Source organism: Rhodopirellula sp. P2, from assembly GCF_028768465.1.
Taxonomy (GTDB): domain Bacteria; phylum Planctomycetota; class Planctomycetia; order Pirellulales; family Pirellulaceae; genus Rhodopirellula.
Genome location: NZ_CP118225.1, coordinates 6,119,131 through 6,143,721, shown reverse-complemented (window position 1 = coordinate 6,143,721; position 24,591 = coordinate 6,119,131). Strand labels below are relative to the sequence as shown.

Genomic DNA, 24,591 nt, shown 5'->3' with positions numbered 1-24,591 from the left:
CCTTTTCCGGCTGACCTGTCTCCCATGATCTATTTCATTTGCTGGGTCGTTTTCTTGCTCACGATGATCCTGGCGGTGGCCGTGGTTGGATTCAAAAACCGCAAGCCTCGACCTGCCGTCGCCGCCATGCCCGAAGGCGAAGAAGAAATGATGGCGGACGCCGAAGAAATCGAAGTGGTCGACGGAGATGAATTTGCGGCCGTTCCTGCTGAGGGCGATGATTTCGGCGGGGAGTTTGTCGCCGAAGGCGGTGACGACTTCGCGGCGTTCGAAGACGAATTCAAATGACCAGCGGATTCGGAGTTGCTTCCCGCTGACGCTTTCGGGTGATCACCTGAGGGCTCGGGCGAGTCATCGGAATTCTGGTTCTCAACTGAAAGCTGAAGCGTTGAAACATCGAAGCACCCGAGACGTCGTGGAGGATCTGCGCGCCGGAGGTCGGCTGATCACGGTCGATGACGAAGTCGATCCAAATTTGGAAATGGCGGAGATCCAGCGCCGCGTTTACTTGCGAGGCGGACCTGCGATCCTGTTCACCAACGTTCGTGGATGCAAGTTCCCGATGGCGTCGAACCTGTTTGCGTCGCTGGATCAAGCCCGCTATCTCTTTCGTGACACGCTGGAACGCGTGCGTCGATTGATCGAGGTCAAACTGGATCCATCCGCCCTGCCCAAGAGCCCGCTGCGATACGCCGGCGTGCCGATGACGGCGCTGACGATGCTGCCGCGGTTCACTCGCCGAGGGGCTGTGCAAGCGAACCAGTGTCGGCTCAGTGAATTGCCGGGACTGAAGTCCTGGCCGATGGACGGCGGTTCCTTTGTGACGTTGCCGCAAGTCCTTTCGGCAGACCCGGCGGCGCCCGAGAATCTGATGCGAGTCAACTTGGGGATGTACCGGGTGCAACTCGCAGGCAACGAATACGATCCCGAGACCGAAGTCGGACTGCATTACCAAATTCACCGCGGCATCGGAGTGCATCATCGCGCCGCGATGGATCGCAACGAATCCTTGCCAGTGGCGGTCACCGTCGGTGGTTCTCCGGCGATGAGTTTGGCGGCCGTGATGCCGCTTCCCGAAGGCTTGACCGAGTTGACCTTCGCGGGGGCTCTCTCCGGGCGACGAGTTCGCATGATTCGAGGTTCGCACGCACCGGTTTACGCGGACGCTGACTTCGCGATTGTGGGACGCGTGGATCCCGGCGCGACCATGCCGGAGGGCCCGTTCGGGGATCACTTGGGGTACTACTCACTGGAACACCCGTTCCCGTTCATGAAAGTCGATCACGTTTGGCACCGCAAGGATGCGATCTGGCCGTTCACGGTTGTCGGCCGGCCTCCGCAAGAAGACACGACGTTTGGTCAATTGATCCATGAGCTGACCGATCCAATCATCCCGACGGTCATCCCGGGTGTGAAAGCGGTTCACGCGGTCGATGCGGCGGGCGTCCACCCGTTGCTGCTGGCGATCGGCAGCGAACGCTACATGCCGTACTTGAAGGCCAAAGAGCCGCAGGAGTTGCTGACTCAGGCCAACGCCATTCTAGGCAACGGGCAATTGTCGTTGGCGAAGTACCTGTGGATCACGGACGACCCGGACGACTCGCTCAAGATTCACGACATTGGTGCGTTCATGCAGCACATCCTTCGCCGAGTCGATTGGCGTCGCGATTTGCACTTTCAAACCAAGACCACGATCGACACGCTCGACTACAGCGGCACGGGGATGAATCAGGGTTCGAAAGTGGTCGTCGCCGCAACGGGGCAACCAATTCGTGAACTTGCAACGGAGATCCCCTCGGGCCTGTCCTTGCCCGATGGGATGTCGGATCCGAAGTTGGTCATGCCCGGTGTGATCGCCGTTTCCGCCAAGGAATTCACTGGCGATTCATCGAAGGCGGACGTCCACGGTTTGGCCGAGTGTCTGGCAGGCCAAGCCGACCTATCCGGAGTGCCGCTGATCACGCTGTGTGATGATTCCGAATTCGCAGCCGCGAGATTGAACAATTGGTTGTGGCTGACGTTCACTCGCAGCAACCCGGCGGTGGATGTCGACGGGGTTGATGTCCAGGTCGTGGACAAGCACTGGGGATGTCGAGGGCCACTGATCATCGATGCACGCGTCAAGCCACACCATGCACCGCCACTGGTGGAAGCCCCACAGGTCACGGCCAAGGTCGACGCACGAGCGACTCGTGGCGATGGGCTGGCCAAGTACCTGTGAGCTGAGGTGTGGGATAGGCTTCCGTCCTGGTCATTCCATCCACAATTGGCTGGAAGCCTATCCCACTTTTTTTATGCAATGCGAAGCAGGTACGCAGGAATGATTGGGTTTCATCTTGTGAGCCGTTTGGGTGTTAGCCCCGGTTTTGCGTGGGAACCGTGGCTAACGCCAAACGGCTCACATACCCGATGACACCTGCGTACCTGCTTAACGCGGCTGGTTGGGACTGGCCGCGAGTTTTCTGCGCAGGTCACGCACGCGGTCTTGGATGATCAGCGGCAGTTTGCTTCGCAATTGATTGCGACCGCCGAACCAATCGACTGGTTCGTGCACAACGAATCGGGCTTGCACGATGGTGGCCTCGGAATCCGCGCCTGCGATCTTTTCCGGCAATCGTGTTGCCGTGATCAGGCCGCCGAGACCTTGATACGGCCTCGCTTCCCCCGTGGTTTCCTGGCCCAGGTCGTTACGTCCAATGGGACTCCATGAGTTTTCAAACCGAGGGTCCAGGTGCCAGGCAACCGTCACGAAATCACTTGGGTCACCTTCGATGTGACGCTGCGTTTCGGCGTGGATCACGCCCTCCACCTTGACTCGGTCGAGCAACGGGAAGCGGATTCTGCCAAACGATTCTGTTTCAGTCGGCGGGGCAATTCCGAGTTTCGCGAGTTCCTCGGGGCTGACCTTGCTCGCCGCACCCGCGTCCTCCGTTTGATCCGCTTGCGAGTCGACTCCCAGCAATGAATTCAAGGCCTCGGAGTCTTGCACCAAATCAAGCGGTGCGTGCACCACGAAGGTGACGTCCAGCAGGTGCCCGATTCGTTGCCCTTCGGAATTGGGAATCGAGTCTGTGTCGATCGCGATGGGGGCAACCGCAGAGTCGCGGATGAAGCGTTGCACGCCACCGGCGCGAGCCAACTTTTGCAGTTGTTTTTCGACTTCCGTTGGAGGCACGGTGTCGTCGGATGAACCCAGGAATGTCGGTGCAGGGATCTTTGCCGTGACGTCATCGGTCAGCGAAATGCCGTCTTTCAGCATTTGATGGAACAACGCGTTGCCGTCTTCGGCCAACACCGAACCGGCGTGCAGGAAGACCATGCTCGTCAGCGCGAACGCGACGGAAGACACGCGATGTTGTCGTGTTCGATCACGCATTTTTCAGAATCGGTTTCAAGACGCGAGCGGGTTCGACTCCGGTCAATCGAACATCGAGACCCTGGTACTTCGCCGACAGCTTCATGTGATCGAGTCCGCAGGTGTGCAGCATCGTCGCATGCAAATCGCGAACGTGAGTTTCTTCGCCGTCTTTCAGGTAGCGGTAACCGAGTTCGTCGGAGTTGCCGTAAGAGATGCCGCCTTTGACGCCGCCACCGGCCATCCACAGTGAAAACGCGTTGATGTGGTGATCACGTCCGGAGCCTTGTTTCATCGGAGTGCGACCGAACTCGCCGCCCCAAATCACCAACGTGTCGTCCAGCATGCCCCGACGTTTGAGGTCTTGGACCAAGGCTGCCGAGGCTTGGTCAACCGCTTTTGCGCTGTCTTTCATGCCGACTTCCAGGTTGCTGTGATGATCCCACGCACGATGATAAAGCTGGATGAAACGAACGCCACGTTCGGCCAAACGTCGAGCCATCAAGCAGTTGCTGGCGAACGATCCATCACCCGGTTTCGTGATTCCGTACAGGTCCAACGTTTCTTGGGTTTCGTTCGACATGTCCGCCAGTTCAGGCACCGACGTTTGCATGCGGAACGCCATCTCGTACTGGCTGATTCGAGTCGCAATTTCAGAATCGCCGCGGTCGGCCAGCAAGGCTTGGTTGAACGCGTTGACCGCTTCGATCGTGGCTCGCTGAGTCGTGTCGGTGATGCCGCCTGGTGGGCGGACATAGTGAACCGCGTCGCCACGCGATTGAAACTGAACGCCTTGGAAGCGACTGGGCAGGAAGCCCGCTTTCCACTGCCGCGCTGAAACAGGTTGGGCTCCGTAACGACCTTGGCTGGTGAAGACGATGAAACCAGGCAGCGACTCCGTTTCCGCGCCCAGTCCGTACAGGAGCCACGAGCCCATGCTTGGACGCCCCTTTTGAATCGAGCCCGTGTTCATGAATGCATGAGCTGGGTCGTGGTTGATTTGCTCGGTGTGCATCGAGCGAATGATGCACAGGTCATCCGCGACGGATCCGATGTTCGGAAACAGTTCGCTGATTTCGAGACCTGATTGGCCCCATTTTTTGAATTTGCAAAACGACCCGCGAGCGATCAGCTTCGCGCCTTGAAGCTGGGCCAACTGCTGGCCGTCGGTCATCGATGCCGGGAAGGGCTGATCGTTGATCTTGTCCAGTTCTGGTTTCGGATCCAGCGATTCCATGTGGCTGGGGCCGCCCGCCATGCAAAGGTGAATGACGGTTTTGGCCGTGCCGGGAAAATGGGGCTGAGGCGAATCGGATTGGCTGGCTTGGCCTTCGCGAGCGAGCATCGAACCGAGCGCGGCCATGCCGACGCTGTAGGTGCCGCGTTTGAGAAAGCTGCGCCGCTGAATGGAGGTGAAAGTATTCATGGTGTGATTCCAGCGTGGCTCAGTAGCGGGTGATTGTTTCGTGCAGATTCAAGACGATGCGGGCCGTTGCGGTCCAAGCCGCCCACTCAGCTCGCTCGGGATGCGTGAGTGATGCGCCGTGACGTGCGGCAGATTGGCCGACGCTGGTCAGTTCCACGGACAAGTCTTCGTCGGCCAAGAACAATTCGCGTTGCTGGTCCAGGAAGACGGACAGACGCTCGACCTCTTCGCTGGTCGCTTCGCGTTGCAGCGATTGGTGAATCATCGTTCGCAGGCGGGAGTCGTCGGGTTCGGAGGGCTGCAGCATGTTCCAGGCCAGTTCGCTGGCCGCTTCGATGAACGTCGGATCGTTGAGCAACGTCAACGCTTGTTGAGGCGTGTTCGCGTTGGCTCGAATCGCCACGCAATCTTCCCGACTGGGGGCGTCGAAGTTCGCGAGCATGGGATGCAAGAACGTGCGCTGCCAGTGCATGTAAATGCCTCGGCGATATTGGTTGTCACCCGTTGTCGAACGATAGGTCCGGTTGGGGAATTGCAAGTTCGAATAGTAGCCGCCGGGTTGATAGGGTTTGACCGAGGGGCCACCGATTTCCAAGTTCAACAATCCCGAAACGGCAAGTGCGTTGTCCCGAATGATCTCGGCTTCCAAACGTCTTGGCGGGTGGTAGGCGAGCAGACGATTTCCAGGATCGATTTCGGAAAGTTGCGGTCGAACACGACTGTCCTGCTGATACGTTTGGCTGGTCAGGATCAAACGAGCCAGGTGACGCAGGTCCCAGCCGGATTCGATCAGTTCGATGGCGAGATAGTCGAGCAATTCGGGGTGGGATGGCGGCTCGCCTTGGGCACCGAGGTCGTCCACCGCGTCGGTCAGTCCAACGCCGAAGAACTGTTTCCAAAGCCGGTTTGCGACGACGCGTGCTGTCAATGGGTTGTCGCGGTGCACGATCCAGCGAGCCAGGTCCAAGCGAGTCAAGCGTTTCGAATCGGCGTTGTCCTTCTCGCTCGGCTTGTCGGATTCGATTCCGTATTGACCCAGAAATTCGGGCGTGGCGGGCTGGACGACTTCGCCGGTTTCGTCTTGCCAATTGCCACGCGGCAACACCCGCATTTCCATCGGCTCGGTGGCCTGCGTGACCATTGTCCACGTTCGGCCATCCCGACAGGCGAGGTAGCGGTCTCGCCAATGGTTCCTGGCACCGGCGTCTGCGGATGGATGGGGATTGGACAGCATCCAGCTCAACAGAGCGTTGGGGTGGCTGACCGAGTCACAGACTTGGATCGCTTCCAATTCGGTTGGATCAAACGGCCGCAATCGGATCAGCGGCGACGCTTCGAACGTCACGGCGTTCTCGGCGGGCAACCCTTTGATCTCAGCGATCAAGGATTGACCGTCTTTCAATCGCAACGGTGCCGACAATTCAAACACGGCCTGCATTGGTTCGTCAGCGTGCTTGGACTGGTCGATCATGAATTGATGCGGTCGTTGTTTGACCGCGTGCCCGTCGGCATCGGTCGCGGGAACAGTCCAGCGCGAGGCCACGTTTTGCTGGGCCACTGTGTTTGAAAACGCAGGCATCCAGCGGTTCGCCCTTGCGAGTGAAACAGCGACGCTGGTGCGCTTCAGTTTCGCCTCCGCTTGTTCATCTTTTGCCGAGTCGTCCGCCGCAGCTGTTTCCAATTCCTCCAAGTAGAAACGAACTTCCACGTTCAGTGGCGATTGGTTGGGCCTTGTTGGCAGGCTGACTTGGATGGACTGAGCCGACAACGTTCCGAGCGAAAGCGAATTCGGATTCAGTTTCCATGCTCGTTGCTTTTTGTCGGCCGATGGGACGCTGGTGGTCTCAATGGATTGCCAACCGTCGGCGTTTTGCCCGAGCCAATCGTTGACGTTCGTCAGCCATTGATTTGCTGCGTCTTTCTGATCGTCCGGCAATGCCTCGTGTTGGGAACGAGCCAGTTCGATGAGTTGTTGCTTGGCTTGCGTTTGTTCGCGTAGCAACGCTTGGCTGGTGACTTCGATTTCGGGTGGGAAGGGGAAGTTGTTGTTGTAGCCCTTCAAGTCCGGGTTGGGGGTGTAACCGTAATCGCTGTAGACACCCCATTGCTCGATGTCAGCGAAGAACGCGCCGAGCGAGTAAAAGTCCTTGGCCGTGAAGGGATCGAATTTGTGATCGTGGCATTCGGCGCATCCCGTCGTCAGTCCCATCCATGCCATGCCCACGGTTCGCACTCGATCGGTGGCGTACTTGGACAGGTACTCGCCCGGTTGCGCACCGCCTTCGCGAGTCATCATGTTGAGCCGATTGAATCCGGACGCGATCAAGTCGTCTGTTTTCGGGTTGGGAAGCAGATCGCCGGCCAGCTGTTTGGTTGTGAATTCGTCAAACGGCAGGTTGTTCTGAAACGCTTCGATCACCCAGTCGCGGTAGGGGAAGATGTGTTGGTTTTGGTCGCCGTGATAGCCGACGGTATCTGCGAACCGCACGAGGTCCAACCAGAACGCCGCCATGCGCTCGCCGTGGTGAGGGTTCGCGAAGAGTTCGTCCAGTTTCTGATCGATCAACGCGGCCCGGTCGTCAGCGGACGTGGACGTGGCTTGAGAACGCTGGAAGAAGTCCTGGGTTTCTTTCCAGGTGGGTGGCAGGCCGACCAGGTCCATGTGCATTCGTCGCAGCAAACGGTCTGCTCGCGCGGGCTCGGAAAGATCATGTCCTTTGGCAAGCAACTTGGCACGGATGAAGGCATCGACCGGATGAACCGCATCCGATTCCACGTTCTCGTCCCCTTGGCTCAGGTCGGGGATCTCTGGCCGGCGAATGGGACTGAACGACCAGTGATCTTCGTAAATCGCGCCTTCCGCGATCCAGTCCTTGAGCAACTGCTTTTGTTTGTCTGTCAGTGTTTTGTGAGAACCAGGCGGCGGCATGACAGCGTCTGGATCCTCGTGATCGATTCGGGCGACCAGTTCGCTGCCGTCCACGTCTTCCGGAACGATGGCGGCAAATTCGATGGCTGCTTCACGGCTATCCAATCGCAAACCGGATTGCTGGTTGTTCTCATCCGGGCCGTGACAGAAGTAGCAGTTCTCTGAAAGGATTGGCCGGATGTCTCGGTTGAACGAGATCTGTGATTCGTCTGCGTGTGCCGGGAGGCCACAGGGGCAGGCGAGTCCGAACAGGCAAACAGCCGTCCACCGCAAGAAATCAGAGGGAAACAATTGAGGACGCATGGAGAGCAAAACCACAGCGAGGGGCGTGAGGAAAGGGTGGGCAGGCGGGAAACTCATTGTAACAGATCGACGCAAATGCTCTCACAAACATTTGGAGTTCAGTCGCCTTTGCGTGGATCGGAGGAGCAAGAATACCCCCCCGTGAAACTCAATCGACTCGATGGAGCAGGCAGGTTCTCAAAAGCATGTTCTGGACCGGCGAGTCTCCGATTGACCTAGCCACGTCGAATTTGACGGTTGTACTAAATATCAGTCCTCGGGATGCCGATGTTAACGAGGATTCCAATTGTTACATCCATCGATCAGCCGTGTGGTCCGGGTTTATGATTCTGTTTTCGATCAAGCTGCTCAGCAGTCTTCGCAAAGCGATCGCGGGGAGGAAGTATCCTTCTCAGCTCGCGTGGGGATTGGCGTTAGGCCTTCTCATCGGGCTGATCCCGCACGGCAACCTGCTGGCGGTGGCGTTGGTGTTTGGGGTCTTGATGTTGCGTGTCAATCACGCGATGGTCGCTCTGACCGCGATCGGCGTGACGATGGTGGCACCGCGTTTGGATCCGATATCGGACCAGCTGGCGCAGTGGTTCTTCGCTCAAGATGGCGTGTCGCAAGTCATGGCACGAGCCTGGGATTTGCCCTTGGTGCCTTGGACGGATTTGAACAACACCGTCGTGATGGGCAGCTTCTTGATCGGACTGGCTTCGCTTGTTCCTGCCTTTGCTGTTTCGTACCCGCTGTTCAAAGCGGTCTCGGGCAATTGGCGGGAAGACGAGGATCTCGAAGAGGAGTTGCTGGTGACGCCGGTTCGCAAGCGTCGGTCCAGCGAAACATCGTCAGCGCATGCAGTGGATCCCCCGCACACCCAGACACGTCAGCCTCACTTTTCGCCTGAACCAGCGTTCGCGTTGGACACCGACGAAGTGATCGAGGCAAGTTCTGGGCGGGTGTTTGATTTTCGCCGCGTGGACGATGCAGAACCCGTGCTCGCCAAGATCACGCCCGGTCGTGACGAAACGGCGAATGCGAAACGAGCCTTGGCCGCGAATGACGCGTCGGCTTCGGATGCTTCTTTCGGGAAGCAAACCACTCACATCGAAGTGCTTGACGCGGATTCCAATCTGCAGACAGCTTCGAACACGAACACGATGGCATCGGTGTCTGGCGGTTCACGCCAACCTGATCCCGTCACGACGAACGACGACCAACACAAAATCGATGAAGCGCTCAGTTATTTGCTTCGTCAATTGCGCGATTCGCAAGACAAGGATGCAGCATGATTCGTTGGAGATTCTTACTGACACGGCTTATCGTTGTCGCGACCATTTTGATGCTGCTGTTTTGGGGCCTTGGCCCGATGGCCAGCTACATCACGGTCCGCGGGTTAGAAGCCTCGACGGGAGCCCGAGCCGACATCGGCGCGACTCGCGTGGGGTTGTTCCCGCCGCAGATCCAGTTCGATTCGGTGCATGTCGCCGATCCTCGTGATGACAAGGAATTCCGGAACGCTTTTCAGGCGGACTCGGTGAACTTGGTCATCGATGGTGATGCGTTGTTGCGTCGTCGTTGGGTGATTCGCCAGGGCAGCATCGCTGGTTTGCAAATCGGCACCACCCGAGAGTCCAGCGGGCACCTGGAAGAGACGCCTGAGGAAACCGAAGATTCCGGTCCTTCCGTGATCGGGAACTTGCTTTCGTCAGCGACGAATGGACTCAGCGATCGGGCCGAAGCACTCGGCAAAGATCTGGAGACCGTTCGCACGGGCGAAGAGATTCGTCGTCGTTGGAAAAGCGAATACGAACGATTGGTGCAACAAACCAAAGAACTGGAACAACGCGTCGAAACCATTCGCGAAGCTGCCAGCGGCATCGACAATCCGTTGCGGGATTGGCCGGAGTTGCAGCGCACGCTAGCGGAATCCGACGCCGCTCGCGAGCAGTTGATCTCGTTGCGAAACGCGATGAACGCAATGCCCGATCAAATGAAAGCCGATTTGGCTCGATTGGAAAGTGCCAAGCAAGCCGACCTTGATAAAGTCGACGCGTTTGTGCCAGGCGATTTGAGTGAATCCAAGAACTTCGGCGTCGATTTGGTCAGTGCTGAAATTCGGCGTTCGCTCGTTCAACTTCGCGATTACCTGGACAGCGGTCGGACGCTGGCCAATTACACGGTTGTCGCACCGGACACCGAGCGTGTGCGTGGCGAAGACTATGACTTCTTGGGACGCAATCGTCGTCCCGAGTTGATGATCCGTCACTGCGATGTCAGCGGCACCATGCGTGCCGATGGCAAAGTCTTCACGCTGACCGGCGTGGTCGAGAACATGACGCCGACGCCGGAGTTGTTGGCTGATCCGACTCGAGCCCGCTTGCGTTTGGAAGGTCCTGAGACGGTCGACGTGGACTACATTCGTGATCGTCGACAAGGCGAGCAACTCGATCGCTTGACGCTTCACTGGCCACAAATGAATGCCGATCCAATTCACTTGGGACGCGGCAAAGACGTTGGCATCGCAATCGCGGGCGGCGTTCGTGAAGTGTGGGTTCAATTGAGCAGTCGTGGCGAACAACTGGAAGGCCGTTTGGTCAGCAAGCAAACCGGCGTCAACATGCGTTTGGATGTTCAAGGCGACGCGGGATCTTCCGCAGCTGCGATTCAGATGAATCAGTCACTTGCCAACGTGGATCAAGTCGAAATCGACGCCGAGTTCAACGGGACGTGGGAAGACATTGATCTGAAGTTGAACACCAACTTGGGTCGGGTCTTCAACGACGCTGCGAAAACGGCCATCGCCAGCCAAATGGAAGCGTCCAAGGCCAAGGTCGCCGCCAAGGTCAACGAGGCTCATCGCGAGCAGATGTTGGAACTGAACGAGTGGATGCTTGCTCAACAGAACCAAGCCCAATCGTTGTTGGCCAAGGCTGACAAATCGGTGGAAGATCTCAGCCGAAAGATCCTGAGCGAAATCAATGGAGCGGATCAGTATCTTGGCAAGCTCAAGACTGCGTTTGGTTCGAGCTTGCGTTGATCGCATTTCAATCCTCGGTTGACTCCGCCAGGTGCGTTTGAGTCGCCGGGTTGAGTGACGGGCGGTCCGCTCAGCGTGATCGTTGCCGCAAAGGCCGGAGGTGGGTGCACGAGTCAGTCGTGCATCGACCTCCGGCCTTTTTTCGTGGGTTGGTGACGGGAAACGAACGGGAGGATCTCCCGCCTCAAACACACTCAAGTCTATAGCCCTGAGTGTGTTTTCTTTGGGGGCGGGTGCGTTGGCATCGGTGGCAACGCGAGGTTACACTCGCTGCATCTTGTCGCCCTCAAATCCATCCCCACCATTCAACCCCAAGAACTGCCAAGATGCTGCCTCGTCGACGTTTAGGCCAAACGGACATGGAACTCACGACGCTCTCCTTCGGAGCGTCTTCGATCGGACAGGAGTTCCGAAGCGTTGATTTGGGTGAGAGTTTGCAAGCCGTTCGAGTGGCACTCGAGAGCGGGATGAACTTCATCGACACCGCCGCGTTCTATGGACGTGGGATGAGCGAGATGATGCTCGGCCGCGTCCTGCCGGATTTCCCGCGTGATCAATACTACTTGGGCACCAAACTCGGTCGTTACACTGGCGAGCACTTCGATTTCAGCGCCCGACGCGTCACCGAAAGCATCGACACGTCACTCGAACGCATGAAGGTGGACCACCTCGACATCGTGCTCTGTCACGATTTGGAATTCGTCGAGATGTCGCAGATCGTCGAAGAAACCATTCCCGCGATCCGTCGTGAAATTGAAAAGGGGAAGGTCCGCTACGTCGGCGTCAGCGGTTACCCCATGAAGATGTTCAAGTACGTGATGGAAAACACGGACATCGATTGCCTGCTGACCTACAACCACTACACGTTGCAAAACGACATGGCACTGGATTTGGTGCCGTTGGCCAAGGAGAAAGGTGTCGGGTTGATGAACGGTGCTCCGTTCTCAGCACGTCTGTTGACCAACGCCGAATTGCCGCCTTGGCACAAAGCCACACCGGAAGTTCGCCAGGTCGCAGCGGCAGCCGCCAAGCACTGTGCGGACCGTGGAAGTGACATCGCGAAAATTGCACTTCAGTTCAGCATCGCCAACGAAAATTTTGCGACCTGCATTCCGGGGTCAGCCAATCCAAAGCGAGTCGCCCAGTGGGTCGAATGGGCACAGGAGCCGATCGACGAAATTTTGGTCGCCGAGGTCAAGGAAATCTTGAAACCGATCCACAACTGGTTCTACATCGAGGGCCGCCCAGAGAACAACGACGAACCCGTTGCCTCCTGAGTTCAGCCTATGCCACTTCGAATCCATCTCCTCACAAATCTCCTCCACAAAGAAATCACATGACGTTCAAATCAGCCATCACGGTCAGCCTGGTCGAAGAAGCTCGCGGAGGTCCCTTCGTTTACTGGGACGGATTGCGAGACGCTTGCGAGAAAGCCTCCGCACTTGGTTTTGACGCCATCGAAATTTTTGCGCCCGGACCTGACGCGGTGGACGAGAGCGAGTTGAAAGACTTGTTGCACAAACATCATTTGGTCGTTGCCGCGGTCGGCACCGGCGCTGGAATGGTCAAGCATGGGCTCAGCCTGACGCATCCCGACGCGGAGCATCGTTCGAAGGCTCGTGACTTCGTCAAGCAAATGATCGACTTTGGCAGCGCCTACAACGCTCCCGCCATCATCGGATCCATGCAGGGCAAATGGGGTGGCGATGTGTCGCGAGATCAAGCCTTGGGTTTCTTGCGGGAAGCACTCGATGAACTGGGGCTTTACGCCGCCCAGTATCACGTGCCGTTGTTCTACGAGCCGCTGAATCGCTACGAGACCAACTTGCTTCGCACCGTCGACGAAGGCGTTGAGTTTTGCAAGACATTGAAGACGGACAACGTCAAACTGTTGGCCGATTTGTTCCACATGAACATCGAAGAAGCCGACTTGGCCGCCGCCATCCGTGCTGGCAAGGGCTACGTCGGTCACATTCACTTTGTGGATTCGAACCGACAAGCCGCTGGCATGGGGCACATGAATCACGAGCCCATCATTCAGGCTCTCAAAGACATCGACTACGACGGGTACCTGTGTGCCGAAGCGTTCGCGTTGCCCGATTCGGACACCGCTGCTCGCAACACCATCGAAGCGTTCAAACGCCTGACTGCTTGAAGTTGTCGGAATTTGAAGTGGCACAGGCTTCCAGCCTGTGAATGAGGAACCACAGGCTGGAAGCCTGTGCCACTTTGCAACGAGTCCAGGCCTCCCTGCCATCCCTCCCCACCACGAGACGAACTGAATATGTCACGAACTTCGATTGGGTCACGTGCCCTGATTTGGATGCTTGCCATTGTGATGGCGCCCTGGGTGGTCGCTGACGATCGACCCAACATTCTGTTCATCATGTCGGACGATCACACCAGCCAAGCGGTGGGGGCGTATGGCAGTCGGCTGGCTTCCTTGGATCCGACGCCGAACCTGGATCGTTTGGCCAAGGAAGGCATGTTGTTTGAAAATGCGTTCTGCACCAATTCGATCTGCACGCCCAGTCGCGCATGCATCATGACCGGGCAATACAATCACACCAACGGTGTGTTCGATCTGAACGGCCGCATCGAACCACAGAATCAGCATCTCGCGAAAGAGATGAAGAAGGCTGGTTATCAAACCGCCATGATCGGAAAGTGGCACCTGAAAGCCGAACCGGCAGCCTTCGATTATTACTGCGTGCTGCCTGGACAAGGCAAGTACTTTGATCCTGAGTTCCGAGTTCAAGGTGACAAGCCTTGGCCGAAGAATTTGATCAAGAAGGAAGGCATGCACAGCACGGACGCGATCACTGACATCACGCTGAATTGGTTTGATGAGGTTCGCGAAGACGACAAACCGTTCTTTTTGATGCATCACTACAAGGCGCCACACGATTTCTTCGAGTACGCGCCCCGCTATGAAGAGTACTTGGCCGAAATCGCGATTCCAGAACCCAAGAATCTCTGGAGCCAACCGCTGTTCGGTTCGCTGGCGACACGCGGAGCCGACGACGAGATGATGCCTTACATCGGCACCTCGATCGGACGCCGCAACCCACGTCGAAACTACGCCATGCACTATGGTGTCGACGCGTCGCTTAGCGATGAGGACGCGAAACGGGAGGCTTACAACATTTACATGAAGCATTACCTGCGCTGCGTCAAAGGCGTCGACGACAACCTGGCGCGCCTGTTTGCCAAGCTGGAAGAAACCGGGCAAATGGACAACACCGTGATCATCTACACCGGCGATCAAGGGTTCATGCTCGGTGAACACGATTACATGGACAAGCGATGGATGTATGACGAGTCGCAGCGAATGCCGTTTTTGATTCGCTACCCCAAGGTGATTCCAGCCGGTTCACGCAGCAATGCAATCGTGGAAAACGTGGATTATGGACCCACCATGTTGGCGTTCGCCGGCGTGGAAACTCCTGAGTACATGCAAGGCAAAAGCTTTCGCGAAATTTGCGAGACCGGTCAGGAACCCGAGGGTTGGAAGCAGGAGGCGTACTACCGCTACTGGATGCACATGGCTCACCATGACAACCCAGGGCACGTTGGGATTCGCACCAAGACTCACAAGCTGATTTACTACTACGGCGTCAACTACGAAGGGAAGCTGCAAACACCTCCTGGTTGGGAACTCTACGATCTGGTGAACGATCCGACGGAAGTTGTCAACCAAATTGACAACCCTGACTACGCCGAGATTGCCAAAGATCTCAAGCAACGCTTGGCCAACCTTCGCCAGCGTGTGGGCGACGATGGGACTCACTACCCAGCCGTGGAAGAGGTCGTTCAGGAATTTTGGGATGACAGTGACGAGGACCGTCAGAAGGCGATCAAAATCTCGCACGAGTATGTCCAGGCGAAGCGGTCTGAGCAGGAAGCAAAGCTTCGAAATTAGCTTTGGCTTTACCGTCATTTAGCGGCAGGGCGCGAGTTCTCCGGTATCACGGCACCGGACGGCTTGCGCCGTTCCGCTAAGACGCTTCATACCAGCCGATTCCGAAGACGAATTCGGCAGTGTCGGAAAAACTTCACCGTTTGGCGTGACTGTCACGCTCAGTGCGTGAATTGCGAGACGTCGCATTCTTGCCGTCCGAAGACGTGATCTTCCACTGACGGCGCGCACGGTTCAGTTATGCTTGTGGTGCGTCTTCCCTTCGTTTCATCCCTCCAGTTTGAGTTGCTTCTATGTCACGTTGGTTGTTTTGTTTGGTCCTGGTGTCCGTTGGTTCGTGGTCTGGAGGGCTGCTCGTGGAACCAGTTTCAGCAGCGGACCGTCCCAACGTGGTGATTGTCATCACGGATGATCAGGGCTACGGCGATCTTGGATTCACAGGGAATCCGGTCGTTCAAACGCCCCAAATCGACGCTTTGGCAGCCGAGTCATCGGTGCTAACCGATTACCACGTCGCACCGACTTGCTCGCCGACCCGGTCTGCTTTTTTGACCGGTCATTGGACCAACCGAACGGGCGTTTGGCACACCATCAGCGGCCGATCGATGTTGCGAGACAACGAGGTCACGTTTGGTGAGATCTTCCGCGATGCGGGGTATCAAACCGGCATGTTTGGCAAATGGCACCTCGGCGACAACTATCCCTACCGAGCCGAGGACAACGGGTTCACCGAGGTGTATCGCCACGGGGGCGGGGGCGTCGGGCAAACGCCCGACTTTTGGGACAACGCTTACTTTGATGGTTCGTACTTCCACAATGGGGAAGCCGTCAAAGCAAAAGGGTACTGCACCGATGTGTTCTTCGAACAAGGCAATCGATTCATTCGGGATTGCGTGGAAGCGGACGAGCCATTCTTTGCCTACATCGCGACGAATGCACCACACGGTCCGTTGCATGCCCCGCAGAAGTACATCGACATGTATCCCGAGATGCGGAACAACGTGGCGACGTTCTTGGGGATGATCACGAACATTGACGACAACGTCGGACGCACCCGCGAGTTGCTGCGTGAGCTGGGCGTGCACGACAACACGATCTTTCTCTTCACGACGGACAACGGGACCGCAGGCGGTGCGTCAGTTTACAACGCTGGAATGCGCGGCAAGAAGGGCAGCCCCTATGAAGGCGGGCACCGAGTTCCCTTTGTGATGCATTACCCAGAAGGCGGCTTCGCCACTGCCCGCAGCAACGACACTCTTTGTCATGCCGTGGATGTGGTTCCGACGCTGTTGGAATTGTGTGGCGTCGATGCTCCTGAACAAATCAAGTTCGATGGCACCTCGATTGTTTCGCTGTTGAAGGACGAAGCCGAATCGTCGTTCACGCAGCGCATGCTGATCACCGATTCGCAGCGTGTGATTGATCCCATCAAGTGGCGTCAATCATCCGTGATGCAGAACAAGTGGCGTCTGATCAACGGCAAGGAGCTGTACAACATCGCTGATGACCCAGGTCAAGAAAAGAACGTCGCGGGCGAGCATCCTGAACAAGTCGCCGCCATGCGAGCGTTTTACGATGCTTGGTGGGCGGAGTTGGAACCCACGTTCTCGCAGACCACCGAAATGACGGTGGGGCATCCCGAGCATCCGGTGGTCACCTTCACCGCTCACGACTGGATCGGGCAAGCACCACCTTGGAACCAGGGTGCCATTCGCGCCGCTGCAGCGGTCTTTCCCAAGAAGGCCAGTCAGCAGGCGTTGACCCACGACGGACACTGGGCGATCCAAGTGCATGAGGCCGGGAAGTTTGAAATCGCCCTGCGCCGTTGGCCCGAAGAATCCGGCGTGGCGATCGATGCCGCAGTTCCGTCTGGTGAAAATGTACCGGGTTCGTCTGCGGCCTACCGAACACAAATGGGCCGCGCGATTCCAGTTCAGTCGGCCGAGGTTCGGGTCGACGGCGAGTCCATCGCCAGCAAAAAGGTCAGCCAAGGTGACAGTGTTGTGACCATGGAAATTGAGCTCTCTGAGGGCTCGCATCAGCTCGCTCCTGTCTTCAAAATCCCAACGGGTGAAGTCGGGGCGTACTACTGCACGCTCTCCCGAGTGGACAACTGAGACTTGTCTTGAAGGTGCGGTTGGGCTGATTTTACCGGCCGAACAAGGGCCGGTTGTGACGGTTGATCCGAATGCAGCAAATGCGATTGTTAAGAAATATCGAGTTTCTCTTTCTCGGCAATCATCAGCCGCACAATCAGCACGACACGCACGATGAAAACTCCGTAAGGCGACATCAACCAACGGATTGGTTGGTGCTTTGATCGAGTGAACGGAGTTCTGAATCGATGGGATCATCATCCATGCGGCGCGGCGGTAGCGTTGCCAGACAAACCCTTGCCGCGTTGGTCTGCTTGGTGACGAGCAGCGGAACCGTGGCGAACGCTGACGAGTGGTGGTCCCCGGCAAGCCAAGTGGCGAGCGATCCTGTTCTCGCGTCGCCGGAATCTCAGCAACTGGAGGTTGATCTGGGGGGCATGCTGTCGAATCAGTACAGTGCCGCCCCCGTGCGTCCTCAGAACAGTCTGTTGGAAGACGCTGTGCAATCGCTGCCTGCGGATGTGGATCAGCAGCCCTCCGGTCTGAGTTCGCTGGCAACGGAGGAGCCGAACCGAGAGACGCTTGCTGAAGACGAGTCGTTTGAAGATCGTTTGGAAGCGTTTGCTTCGCGTTTGGACGCCCTCGATACACTCGACGAAGAGTGGACGGACTACCAAGACGAGCTGGCGGCTGAGGCCAAGGCAAAGAAAAAGAAGTCCACGCTCAAAATTGGCGGGCGAGTTCACATTGATCACTGGTCGTTCTCGAACACCGACGCTGGCATCAATCAAATTGAAAGCGGCCGGATCGGTGGAGTCGCCGGTGATCCCAATCAGAGTCCCGAGAACATCACTGGGTTCCGGCGTCTGCGTCTGGAACTTTCCGGGGAGGTTCCTCAGAACATGCGTTATCGCTTGCAAGTGGACTTCAACAACCCGCAGACCCCCGAGATCAAGGATGCCTACATTGGCTGGTCGAACTTGCCCAGCAATCAGGTGTTGTTGCTTGGCAACCAGAAGCGGCCACTCGGTTTGGATCACCTGAACAGCTCTCGCTTCAACGTGTTTGCCGAACGACCTTTGGCGGTGGAAGCGTTCAATGAAGACGCTCGTCGTTTTGGATTGACCATGTATGGTCACAACAACGAAGAGTCGATTGGTTGGGCCTACGGGATTTACAATCTTGAGAACATCAACACGGATGGACGCTTCATCGGTGACTCGGCTCAGGCCGGAGGGTACTCGCGTCTTTGGGGATCGCCTTGGTACGACGACACCAGCGGTGGACGTGGGTACTGGCACTGGGGTTTGGCGGGTGCGGTTGCGAAACCGGACGGCGATGCCGGAGCGAACGACACCAACAGCAACGAAGGACGTTTCCGCACTCGGCCTCTCGCACGAAGCTCGCAGCGTTGGCTCAACACCGGTCGCATCGACGGTGCCGACTGGTATCAAAACATTGGGTTTGAAAACATCCTGAACCTCGGTTCGCTGCAAATCACCGGGGAATACATCATGACTCCGATGCAGGTGGAGGATCCAGCTGCGGGGGTGGATGACAATCTGTTCTTCCACGGTGGTTACATCTACGCATCGTACTTCTTGACCGGCGAGCACATGCCCTACAACCGGTCAACGGGAACGCTCTCACGCGTGACGCCCCATGAGAATTTCTTCTTGGTGGATCGCTGCAACGGATGTCGCGGCAATGGCTGGGGAGCATGGCAGGTCGCCTTCCGATATGACCACCTCGATCTGACGGATGGTGGTGTCAACGGCGGCGTGGGCAATCTCTACACGGCTGGTTTGAACTGGCACTGGACACCTTATTCGAAGGTTCAGAATAACTTGGTTTGGGGTGAAATCAGCGAGAGTGGATTGGCGGCCAATGGCAACAATTCGCTCGACGCACCGGTGGAAGCCGGGAACTTCCTGATCTTCGGGACTCGCTTCATGGTTGACTTCTGAGTTGATTGAAACGAAGCGTTGATCCAAAACCATTCTTTGTGCGGGGCTGAACACCAGCCCCGCACACCAACCGCACAGAACTGAAAAAGGAATTTCAAATGAGCCGCTCCATTCAATTCGGTCGTGTCGCCTGGCTGGGACTTTTCGCGTTGACCGCCTCGGTTGTCTTCTCGAGCACCGCCAGTGCTTTCGGACCCGCGTGCTGCTTTTGCCAAGCCGGACGCTGCAACGTGGAAGTTGAAAAAGAAGAAGTGGATGTCACGTGCTTCGACGTCGAATGCGAAACCATCTGCATTCCACCCCTGCGTTTCCCATGGGAATGCGGCCCGCTGAAAAAGTGCGGCAAGGTTCGCACCGTCAAGAAATTGGTCACGGACAAGAAGAAGAAAACGGTTTGCACCTACGATTGGTCCGCCATCGCCTGTTGCCCGGATTGCCGTCATCGTGCTCGTGGAATCTTTGGTTGCGGCAAAGCTTGCAGCGATGGTTGCTGTGGCACCGGAAGCTGTGATTCCGGTTGTGACACCGGCGGCTGCGACAGCGGATGTTGTGCCAGCAACGAGAGTGCTGTGTCATTGCCACCGGCAACGTTCGCCAACAACGTGGGCGAAACGATCCAATTGGACCAGCAAGAGTCCGTCGCATTGGCATCGGCAATCAGTCGTGCTGAGCCCGACGCCGAAGGTTGGGTGACGATCACGAACCCTAACAAGACGTCGCTGCAAGCCGAGGATGACTTGATTGAGACCTCGGTTGAAGTCCTCGGTCGATAAATTGCTCTCGACAAGAGCAAGGTCCGGAACACAAACCACCGGCACGACTTGGTCGTGTCGGTGGATTTTTTCGTGCGCTGTTGGAGCGTGAATCGGTGAGCAACGCGTGACGATTTAAGCGGTGCGGCGCAAGCCGCCCGGTGTGAAACCGGAGGGCTCGCGCCCTTCCGCTATGTCACTCGTTTTCGACTGGATGCGTTAGACCGGTGACCTTCGGTTGCGATGGAGCAACACATAGACACATGGAACCAGGATCAACGTCAGTAGGGTTGAAACCACCATGCCGCCCAGCAAGGCACGCGCCAGCGGGATCATGGCTTCATTGCCAGGAGCCAGCTGGAATGACAGCGGCAGCATCGACGCGACCAGCGTCAGGGAGGTCATCAGGATCGGTCGCAAACGGACTTGAGCCGCGGACAGGGCGGCCTCTCGCGGAGTCACCCCAGTGGCGAGGCGTTGATTGGCGAACTCGACCAGGAGGATCGAATTGTTGACGACGACGCCGATCATCATCAAGGTTCCCATCAAGGACTGGATGTTGAGGTAGGTGTCCGTCAGGTACAGAGAAATCAAAACGCCACCGATTCCCAGTGGGACGGACAGCATGATGATCAGCGGATCGAGGAACGAACGGAATTGAGCCATCAGTACCAAGTAAACAAGCAGCGTGGCGACGACGAGCCCGGTTCCCAGCATGTTCATTCCGTCTCGCATCTTCTCAATCGGACCACGAAGCGCGACTGAGACTCCGTTCTCAAATTCCATTTCGGCCAGCACGGCATCAATGTCCGCAGCAACACTTCCCAGGTCTCGGCCAACGACGTTGACATGAATGTCGTTGACGCGGGAGATGTTGTAGTGAGCAATTTCGCCCGGGATCGTGACTCGATTGACCGTGGCAATGTTTGAGAGCGGAATCGTAACGGGGCCCTCCGGGGTGTCGAGCGAAAGGGGCATGTTCCGCAATTCATCGAGTGACTGGAATTGATTGGACGCGTATTGCACTCCCATGAAGAAGTCGACACCGCTCTTCGGGTCAATCCAGATTGTCGGGGAATAGCCCACGCTGGAACCGAGCGCGGTCAGCACGGTTTGCGCCACTTGTTCCTGATCGATCCCCAGGTACTTCGCTCGGGTCCGATCGACTTGTACGTCGAATTGGGGGTAGTCGAGCGACTGCGCGATCTGGACATCTCGTGTGCCTTCGATCGGAGCGATTTCCCTGACGATTCGTTCGGCTGCGTCGCGACACTGTTGCAGTGTGCCCGCTGATATCTGGACATTGATTGGCGTGGGGACACCTTCGTTGAGAGCCATGTTGACGATGCCACCCGAGACAAACAGGAACTGTTCCAGCGGGTATTCGTCGTTCAGCTTTTCTCGCAGGGTGTTGATGTACGTCTGCGTATCGACCGACTGGTTTTCCTGTTTCAGGTTCACGATCAAATAGGCTGTGTCGGGCCCCGAGTTCGAACTCAGGACCGTGGAGAACCCGGCTCCCTTTCCGACCGGCAATCCGATGTTCGAGATGATGGTGTCGATCGCTTCCTCTGGGATCACGTCTTGGATCGACCCCTCGATCTTGGCGACCAATTCCTCGGTTTTCTGCAAGGCGGTTCCGGGGACCGTTTTCAGGCGGATTTCAAAGCTGCCCGAATCAACATTGGGGAACAGTTCCGTTCCGATGTGAGGCAGCAAAAAGAACGAGCCGCCCACGGCAACGATGATGATCAAGGCTGACAGAGCGGGCGATCGCATGGCGGTTGAGAGCAAACGTCCATACAGCCCCGAGGGCTTCGTCGAAGACGCCTGCTGATTGTCTGGTTCTGTCAGGCGTGTTTTGGCTTGGACTCGTTCTCGAACAAAGGTGGCACAAAAGGCGGGGACAACGGTCAGAGCCAAAATGTAGGAGGCACCGATGGTCAGCGTGGCGGCCAACGAGAGGGGAGCGAACAGATACTTGATCATCCCAGTCAAGAAGATCGCAGGCAAGAAAACGGCCAGGGTCGTGATGGTTCCCGCCAGGATTGCACCTGAAACCTCCTGGGTTCCATCGCGTGCGGCCTCCATGGGTGACTTGCCCATTCGCCCGTGACGGATCACGTTTTCGACGACCACGATTCCGGCGTCGACCACTGTGCCAATCGCCAGTGCGATTCCGCCCAAAGTCATCACGTTGATGGTTTGGCCGGAGAATGCGAATCCCAGGGCACCCATCAAAATGGCCAACAAAATGGTCGAGACAATGATCACGGTGGGAAGCAGGCGTCGCAAGAAGATCAGCACCACCAGCGTGACCAGCACGGAGCCGAGACCAATCTGCGACATCAGATTCGACATCGCTTTGCGGATGTAAATGGATTGATCCGAGACCAGCGTCACGCTGGTAGCCTCCGGGATGTCGCCCCGCTCTTTCATCTTGGGGATCTCTTCCGCGATCCCGTCGTAGATGCGGTCCACCACCGCGATGGTGTTCTCACCGGGTTCGCGAAGCAGTGGGCAGTAGACGCTGCGTTTTCCGTTGACGCGAACGATGTTGTATTGCAACGCCGCGTCATCTTTCACCGTCGCCACGTCTCGGATGAAGATCGGGCGATCGTCGCGAACGGCAATGGGAATCGCTGCGATTTCTTCGATGTCAGGCAGGGTATTCCGAGGGTGGATTTGGTAGTCCGTCCCGCCCATGGTCGCGGTGCCGCCCGCAAGCACCAGGTTTGACTTTTGGAGCGCGTCGACCACATCGGTTGCGCTAAGGTGGTAGGCCTGAAGTTTGATCGGATCGACATAGACCATCATCTGGCGGAATTTGCCACCAAAAGGGTGAGGGATCTGAACGCCTTTCAGTCCGCCCATCTTGTTGCGGACCGCGTAGTAGCCGATCGAGTAGAGTTCGGACTCGCTGAGTCCTTCGCCCGAGATCGCTGCCAGCACCACGGGCAGGTTGGACGGTTCGCTTCGCAGCGTGAACGGCCACTCGATGCCCGGTGGCAGGTGGAACATATCGCTGGCTTCCAAGTTCACGATGTCGTTCATCGCCGAGCTTGGATCCGCACCCGGTTGGAAGAAGACTTTGATCACGGCAGCGCCAGGAACCGTTCTCGATTCTTGATGCTCGATCTTGCCCGCCAGCGTTAGCGCACGTTCGACACGCGAGGTGACGGATTTCTCCATGTCCAAGGTCGGCAGACCAGGGTAGGAGAAGTAGCTGACAACAACCGGCTTTTTGAAATCCGGGAGGATATCAATGGTGATGCCTGGAATGACCGTCGCACCGAGCACACACAAGGCAATGGAAGCCGCCAGGACGGCGAATCGATTGCGAAGGGAAAATTGGATCAACGACATCAGTGAGTGGCCCCCACGACGGCGACTTTTTGCCCGTCGATGAACCGGCTCAAGTGAGCGTCCACGACCGCTTGCCCGGGCTCAACGCCGGTGAGGACTTCGATGAAGTTGCCGTCATCCACTCCCGTTGAGATCTCTTGAATCGAAATCGTGTCGTCGGCCGCAACCACGTACACAAAGGCGCTGCCGGATTCGTCAAAGCGAATCGCTTGAGCGGGCAGCAGGTTGGCTGCGGTCTGCGTGGCCAGTTGGATCGATGCTTGTCCGAACATCCCGGGGATCAGCTTGCCATCGGGATTGTCGATTTCGACTTCCACCAGCATGGTTCGCGTTTGGGCATCGAGACTTCCGCTCCGCCGCGTGACCTGCGCGATGAGGGGAGGTTCCGATGCAAAGGATGGAAACGTCAGGCTGACCTCGTCACCGGGATTCACCAGCGGAGCGTGGTTCTCGGGAACGGGAATTTGCACGCGGACGCGGTCGATTTGGCTGATCGCAAACAAGGGCTTGCCCAGTCCGACTTCGCTGGAGGCGCGGACCAAGTCACCAGGTTCAAGGTTTCGCTCGGTGATGATGCCAGAGAACGGAGCTTTGATTTCGGCGTAGTCGATCCAGACATCCAGTTCATCGAGTTCCCGCCGAGTGACATCGGTTTCTGCTTGCGCCGTCTCGAGATCCGCTTGTGCCGACTCCACCTTTGCGGACGCCACTTCGACGTCCGCCTGGGCGGAGGCAACCGCTGACTCCACCGCCTGCTTGCGAGCCGACTCGCTGTCACGTTTCATCCGGGCCTCGTCCAGCATCCGGTTTTGCAAGGAACCGCGGTTGACCAAGTCTTCTGTTCGATTGAATTCCGCGTTGGCGGCCGCCAAGGAAGCATCGACGGCGGCGCCTTCCGATTTGGCTTGAGCCAGTTTCGCTTGTGCGGAGCGTTTGGCCGCCTCAGCCAATCGGACTCCTGCGGCAGCTTGTTTTTCTTGGGCAACCAGACGGCGAATCCTCGCCTCCATCACTCGCCGTTGTTGAAGCTTTTCAGGGACTGATATTTTGGCCAGGACGGTGCCGGACTCGACGTATTCACCGATGTCCGATGTGAACGATTCGACGTAGCCCGACGCTTGCGAGCGGAGTTCCGCTCGGTAGTAGGCGTGGATGGTGGCGGGTTGAACGCTGGTCCGGGTGACCTTGGTGGGCGTGACAGATACCGTTTTCACCGGCGTGGCCCGCTGCGTCTGAGTTTTCTTGGCCACGCGGTCGGCGTCGGAACAGCCCGTCAGGAAGCACAGCGCTGCAACCGTCGCGAGTGGGAGGGAGAGTCGAGGCGGGATTGCGAGAAGCATTTTGAGAATCGAGGACTGGCGTCCTTGGCTCCGCTGGAATAATTGGGGGAATCGGAAGAATCGATCTGACCGGGCGCGGTTCGCCAAGCGGTCGATGTAGTCTAGTTCGCGCAATG

At 57.3% G+C, this 24,591-nt stretch carries 15 protein-coding genes; 10 read left to right on the top strand and 5 right to left on the bottom strand.

Annotated features, from left to right (window positions below):
- Window positions 1–24: 24 nt before the first annotated feature.
- Both PSR62_RS21625 and PSR62_RS21620 read left to right on the top strand, forming a co-directional pair.
- A complete protein-coding gene (locus PSR62_RS21625) occupies window positions 25–288 on the top strand; it encodes a hypothetical protein (RefSeq protein WP_047817299.1) in 264 nt (87 codons plus the stop codon).
- A gap of 100 nt (window positions 289–388) precedes the next feature.
- Window positions 389–2,221, top strand: coding sequence for a UbiD family decarboxylase (locus PSR62_RS21620; protein WP_274405054.1), 1,833 nt, complete (start codon window positions 389–391; stop codon window positions 2,219–2,221).
- A 207-nt stretch (window positions 2,222–2,428) separates the two neighbouring features.
- On the opposite strand, the gene PSR62_RS21615 is transcribed toward PSR62_RS21620, so the two are convergent.
- Genes PSR62_RS21615 through PSR62_RS21605 form a run of 3 tightly spaced genes read right to left on the bottom strand, consistent with a single transcriptional unit; the run spans window position 2,429 to window position 8,070 of the window.
- Entirely contained in the window at window positions 2,429–3,376 is a 948-nt protein-coding gene (locus PSR62_RS21615) for a hypothetical protein (RefSeq protein WP_274405053.1), read from the bottom strand.
- Window positions 3,369–4,781 carry a DUF1501 domain-containing protein gene (locus PSR62_RS21610; RefSeq protein ID WP_274405052.1) on the bottom strand — a complete coding sequence of 471 codons (1,413 nt, stop codon included), beginning with the start codon at window positions 4,779–4,781 and terminating at the stop codon, window positions 3,369–3,371. The genes PSR62_RS21615 and PSR62_RS21610 overlap by 8 nt, the downstream gene beginning before the upstream one ends.
- A gap of 19 nt (window positions 4,782–4,800) precedes the next feature.
- Window positions 4,801–8,070: a PSD1 and planctomycete cytochrome C domain-containing protein gene (locus tag PSR62_RS21605; protein WP_338020102.1), complete on the bottom strand. Its 3,270-nt coding sequence runs from the start codon at window positions 8,068–8,070 to the stop codon at window positions 4,801–4,803.
- Between the two features lie 266 nt (window positions 8,071–8,336).
- On the opposite strand from PSR62_RS21605, the gene PSR62_RS21600 reads away from it, so the two are divergent.
- From PSR62_RS21600 to PSR62_RS21565, 8 genes are all read left to right on the top strand, one after another.
- Window positions 8,337–9,287, top strand: coding sequence for a DUF2062 domain-containing protein (locus PSR62_RS21600; RefSeq protein WP_274405050.1), 951 nt, complete (start codon window positions 8,337–8,339; stop codon window positions 9,285–9,287).
- A complete protein-coding gene (locus PSR62_RS21595; RefSeq protein ID WP_274405049.1) occupies window positions 9,284–11,035 on the top strand; it encodes a TIGR03545 family protein in 1,752 nt (583 codons plus the stop codon). Before PSR62_RS21600 ends, PSR62_RS21595 begins: the two co-directional genes overlap by 4 nt.
- Before the next feature lie 326 nt (window positions 11,036–11,361).
- Window positions 11,362–12,312, top strand: coding sequence for an aldo/keto reductase (locus tag PSR62_RS21590; protein WP_274405048.1), 951 nt, complete (start codon window positions 11,362–11,364; stop codon window positions 12,310–12,312).
- A gap of 59 nt (window positions 12,313–12,371) precedes the next feature.
- The gene (locus tag PSR62_RS21585) at window positions 12,372–13,190 is read left to right on the top strand and encodes a sugar phosphate isomerase/epimerase family protein (protein WP_274405047.1); all 819 of its coding nucleotides are present in this window, start codon (window positions 12,372–12,374) and stop codon (window positions 13,188–13,190) included.
- Window positions 13,191–13,319: 129 nt separating this feature from the next.
- Window positions 13,320–14,957 (top strand): sulfatase family protein, encoded by a 1,638-nt coding sequence (locus tag PSR62_RS21580; protein ID WP_274405046.1) that lies wholly within the window; start codon window positions 13,320–13,322, stop codon window positions 14,955–14,957.
- A gap of 290 nt (window positions 14,958–15,247) precedes the next feature.
- Entirely contained in the window at window positions 15,248–17,071 is a 1,824-nt protein-coding gene (locus PSR62_RS21575; protein ID WP_338020101.1) for an arylsulfatase, read from the top strand.
- Window positions 17,072–17,298: 227 nt separating this feature from the next.
- Entirely contained in the window at window positions 17,299–19,017 is a 1,719-nt protein-coding gene (locus PSR62_RS21570) for an OprO/OprP family phosphate-selective porin (protein ID WP_274405044.1), read from the top strand.
- Window positions 19,018–19,115: 98 nt separating this feature from the next.
- The gene (locus PSR62_RS21565; RefSeq protein ID WP_274405043.1) at window positions 19,116–19,790 is read left to right on the top strand and encodes a hypothetical protein; all 675 of its coding nucleotides are present in this window, start codon (window positions 19,116–19,118) and stop codon (window positions 19,788–19,790) included.
- Between the two features lie 198 nt (window positions 19,791–19,988).
- Here PSR62_RS21565 and PSR62_RS21560 read toward each other — a convergent pair whose 3' ends face one another.
- Together PSR62_RS21560 and PSR62_RS21555 are read right to left on the bottom strand one after the other, a co-directional pair.
- Complete coding sequence (locus tag PSR62_RS21560; protein ID WP_274405042.1) at window positions 19,989–23,135, bottom strand: efflux RND transporter permease subunit; 3,147 nt, start codon at window positions 23,133–23,135, stop codon at window positions 19,989–19,991.
- A complete protein-coding gene (locus PSR62_RS21555) occupies window positions 23,135–24,475 on the bottom strand; it encodes an efflux RND transporter periplasmic adaptor subunit (RefSeq protein ID WP_274405041.1) in 1,341 nt (446 codons plus the stop codon). Before PSR62_RS21555 ends, PSR62_RS21560 begins: the two co-directional genes overlap by 1 nt.
- Between the last annotated feature and the right edge of the window lie 116 nt (window positions 24,476–24,591).

Excerpts from the sequence above, each read along its gene's own strand:
- PSR62_RS21625 (WP_047817299.1), top strand. The coding sequence starts at position 25 with ATGATCTATTTCATTTGCTGGGTCGTTTTCTTGCTCACGATGATCCTG.
- PSR62_RS21615 (WP_274405053.1), bottom strand. The coding sequence starts at position 3,376 with ATGCGTGATCGAACACGACAACATCGCGTGTCTTCCGTCGCGTTCGCG.
- PSR62_RS21610 (WP_274405052.1), bottom strand. The coding sequence starts at position 4,781 with ATGAATACTTTCACCTCCATTCAGCGGCGCAGCTTTCTCAAACGCGGC.
- PSR62_RS21605 (WP_338020102.1), bottom strand. The coding sequence starts at position 8,070 with ATGAGTTTCCCGCCTGCCCACCCTTTCCTCACGCCCCTCGCTGTGGTT.
- PSR62_RS21600 (WP_274405050.1), top strand. The coding sequence starts at position 8,337 with ATGATTCTGTTTTCGATCAAGCTGCTCAGCAGTCTTCGCAAAGCGATC.
- PSR62_RS21595 (WP_274405049.1), top strand. The coding sequence starts at position 9,284 with ATGATTCGTTGGAGATTCTTACTGACACGGCTTATCGTTGTCGCGACC.
- PSR62_RS21590 (WP_274405048.1), top strand. The coding sequence starts at position 11,362 with ATGCTGCCTCGTCGACGTTTAGGCCAAACGGACATGGAACTCACGACG.
- PSR62_RS21585 (WP_274405047.1), top strand. The coding sequence starts at position 12,372 with ATGACGTTCAAATCAGCCATCACGGTCAGCCTGGTCGAAGAAGCTCGC.
- PSR62_RS21580 (WP_274405046.1), top strand. The coding sequence starts at position 13,320 with ATGTCACGAACTTCGATTGGGTCACGTGCCCTGATTTGGATGCTTGCC.
- PSR62_RS21575 (WP_338020101.1), top strand. The coding sequence starts at position 15,248 with ATGTCACGTTGGTTGTTTTGTTTGGTCCTGGTGTCCGTTGGTTCGTGG.
- PSR62_RS21570 (WP_274405044.1), top strand. The coding sequence starts at position 17,299 with ATGGGATCATCATCCATGCGGCGCGGCGGTAGCGTTGCCAGACAAACC.
- PSR62_RS21565 (WP_274405043.1), top strand. The coding sequence starts at position 19,116 with ATGAGCCGCTCCATTCAATTCGGTCGTGTCGCCTGGCTGGGACTTTTC.
- PSR62_RS21560 (WP_274405042.1), bottom strand. The coding sequence starts at position 23,135 with ATGTCGTTGATCCAATTTTCCCTTCGCAATCGATTCGCCGTCCTGGCG.
- PSR62_RS21555 (WP_274405041.1), bottom strand. The coding sequence starts at position 24,475 with ATGCTTCTCGCAATCCCGCCTCGACTCTCCCTCCCACTCGCGACGGTT.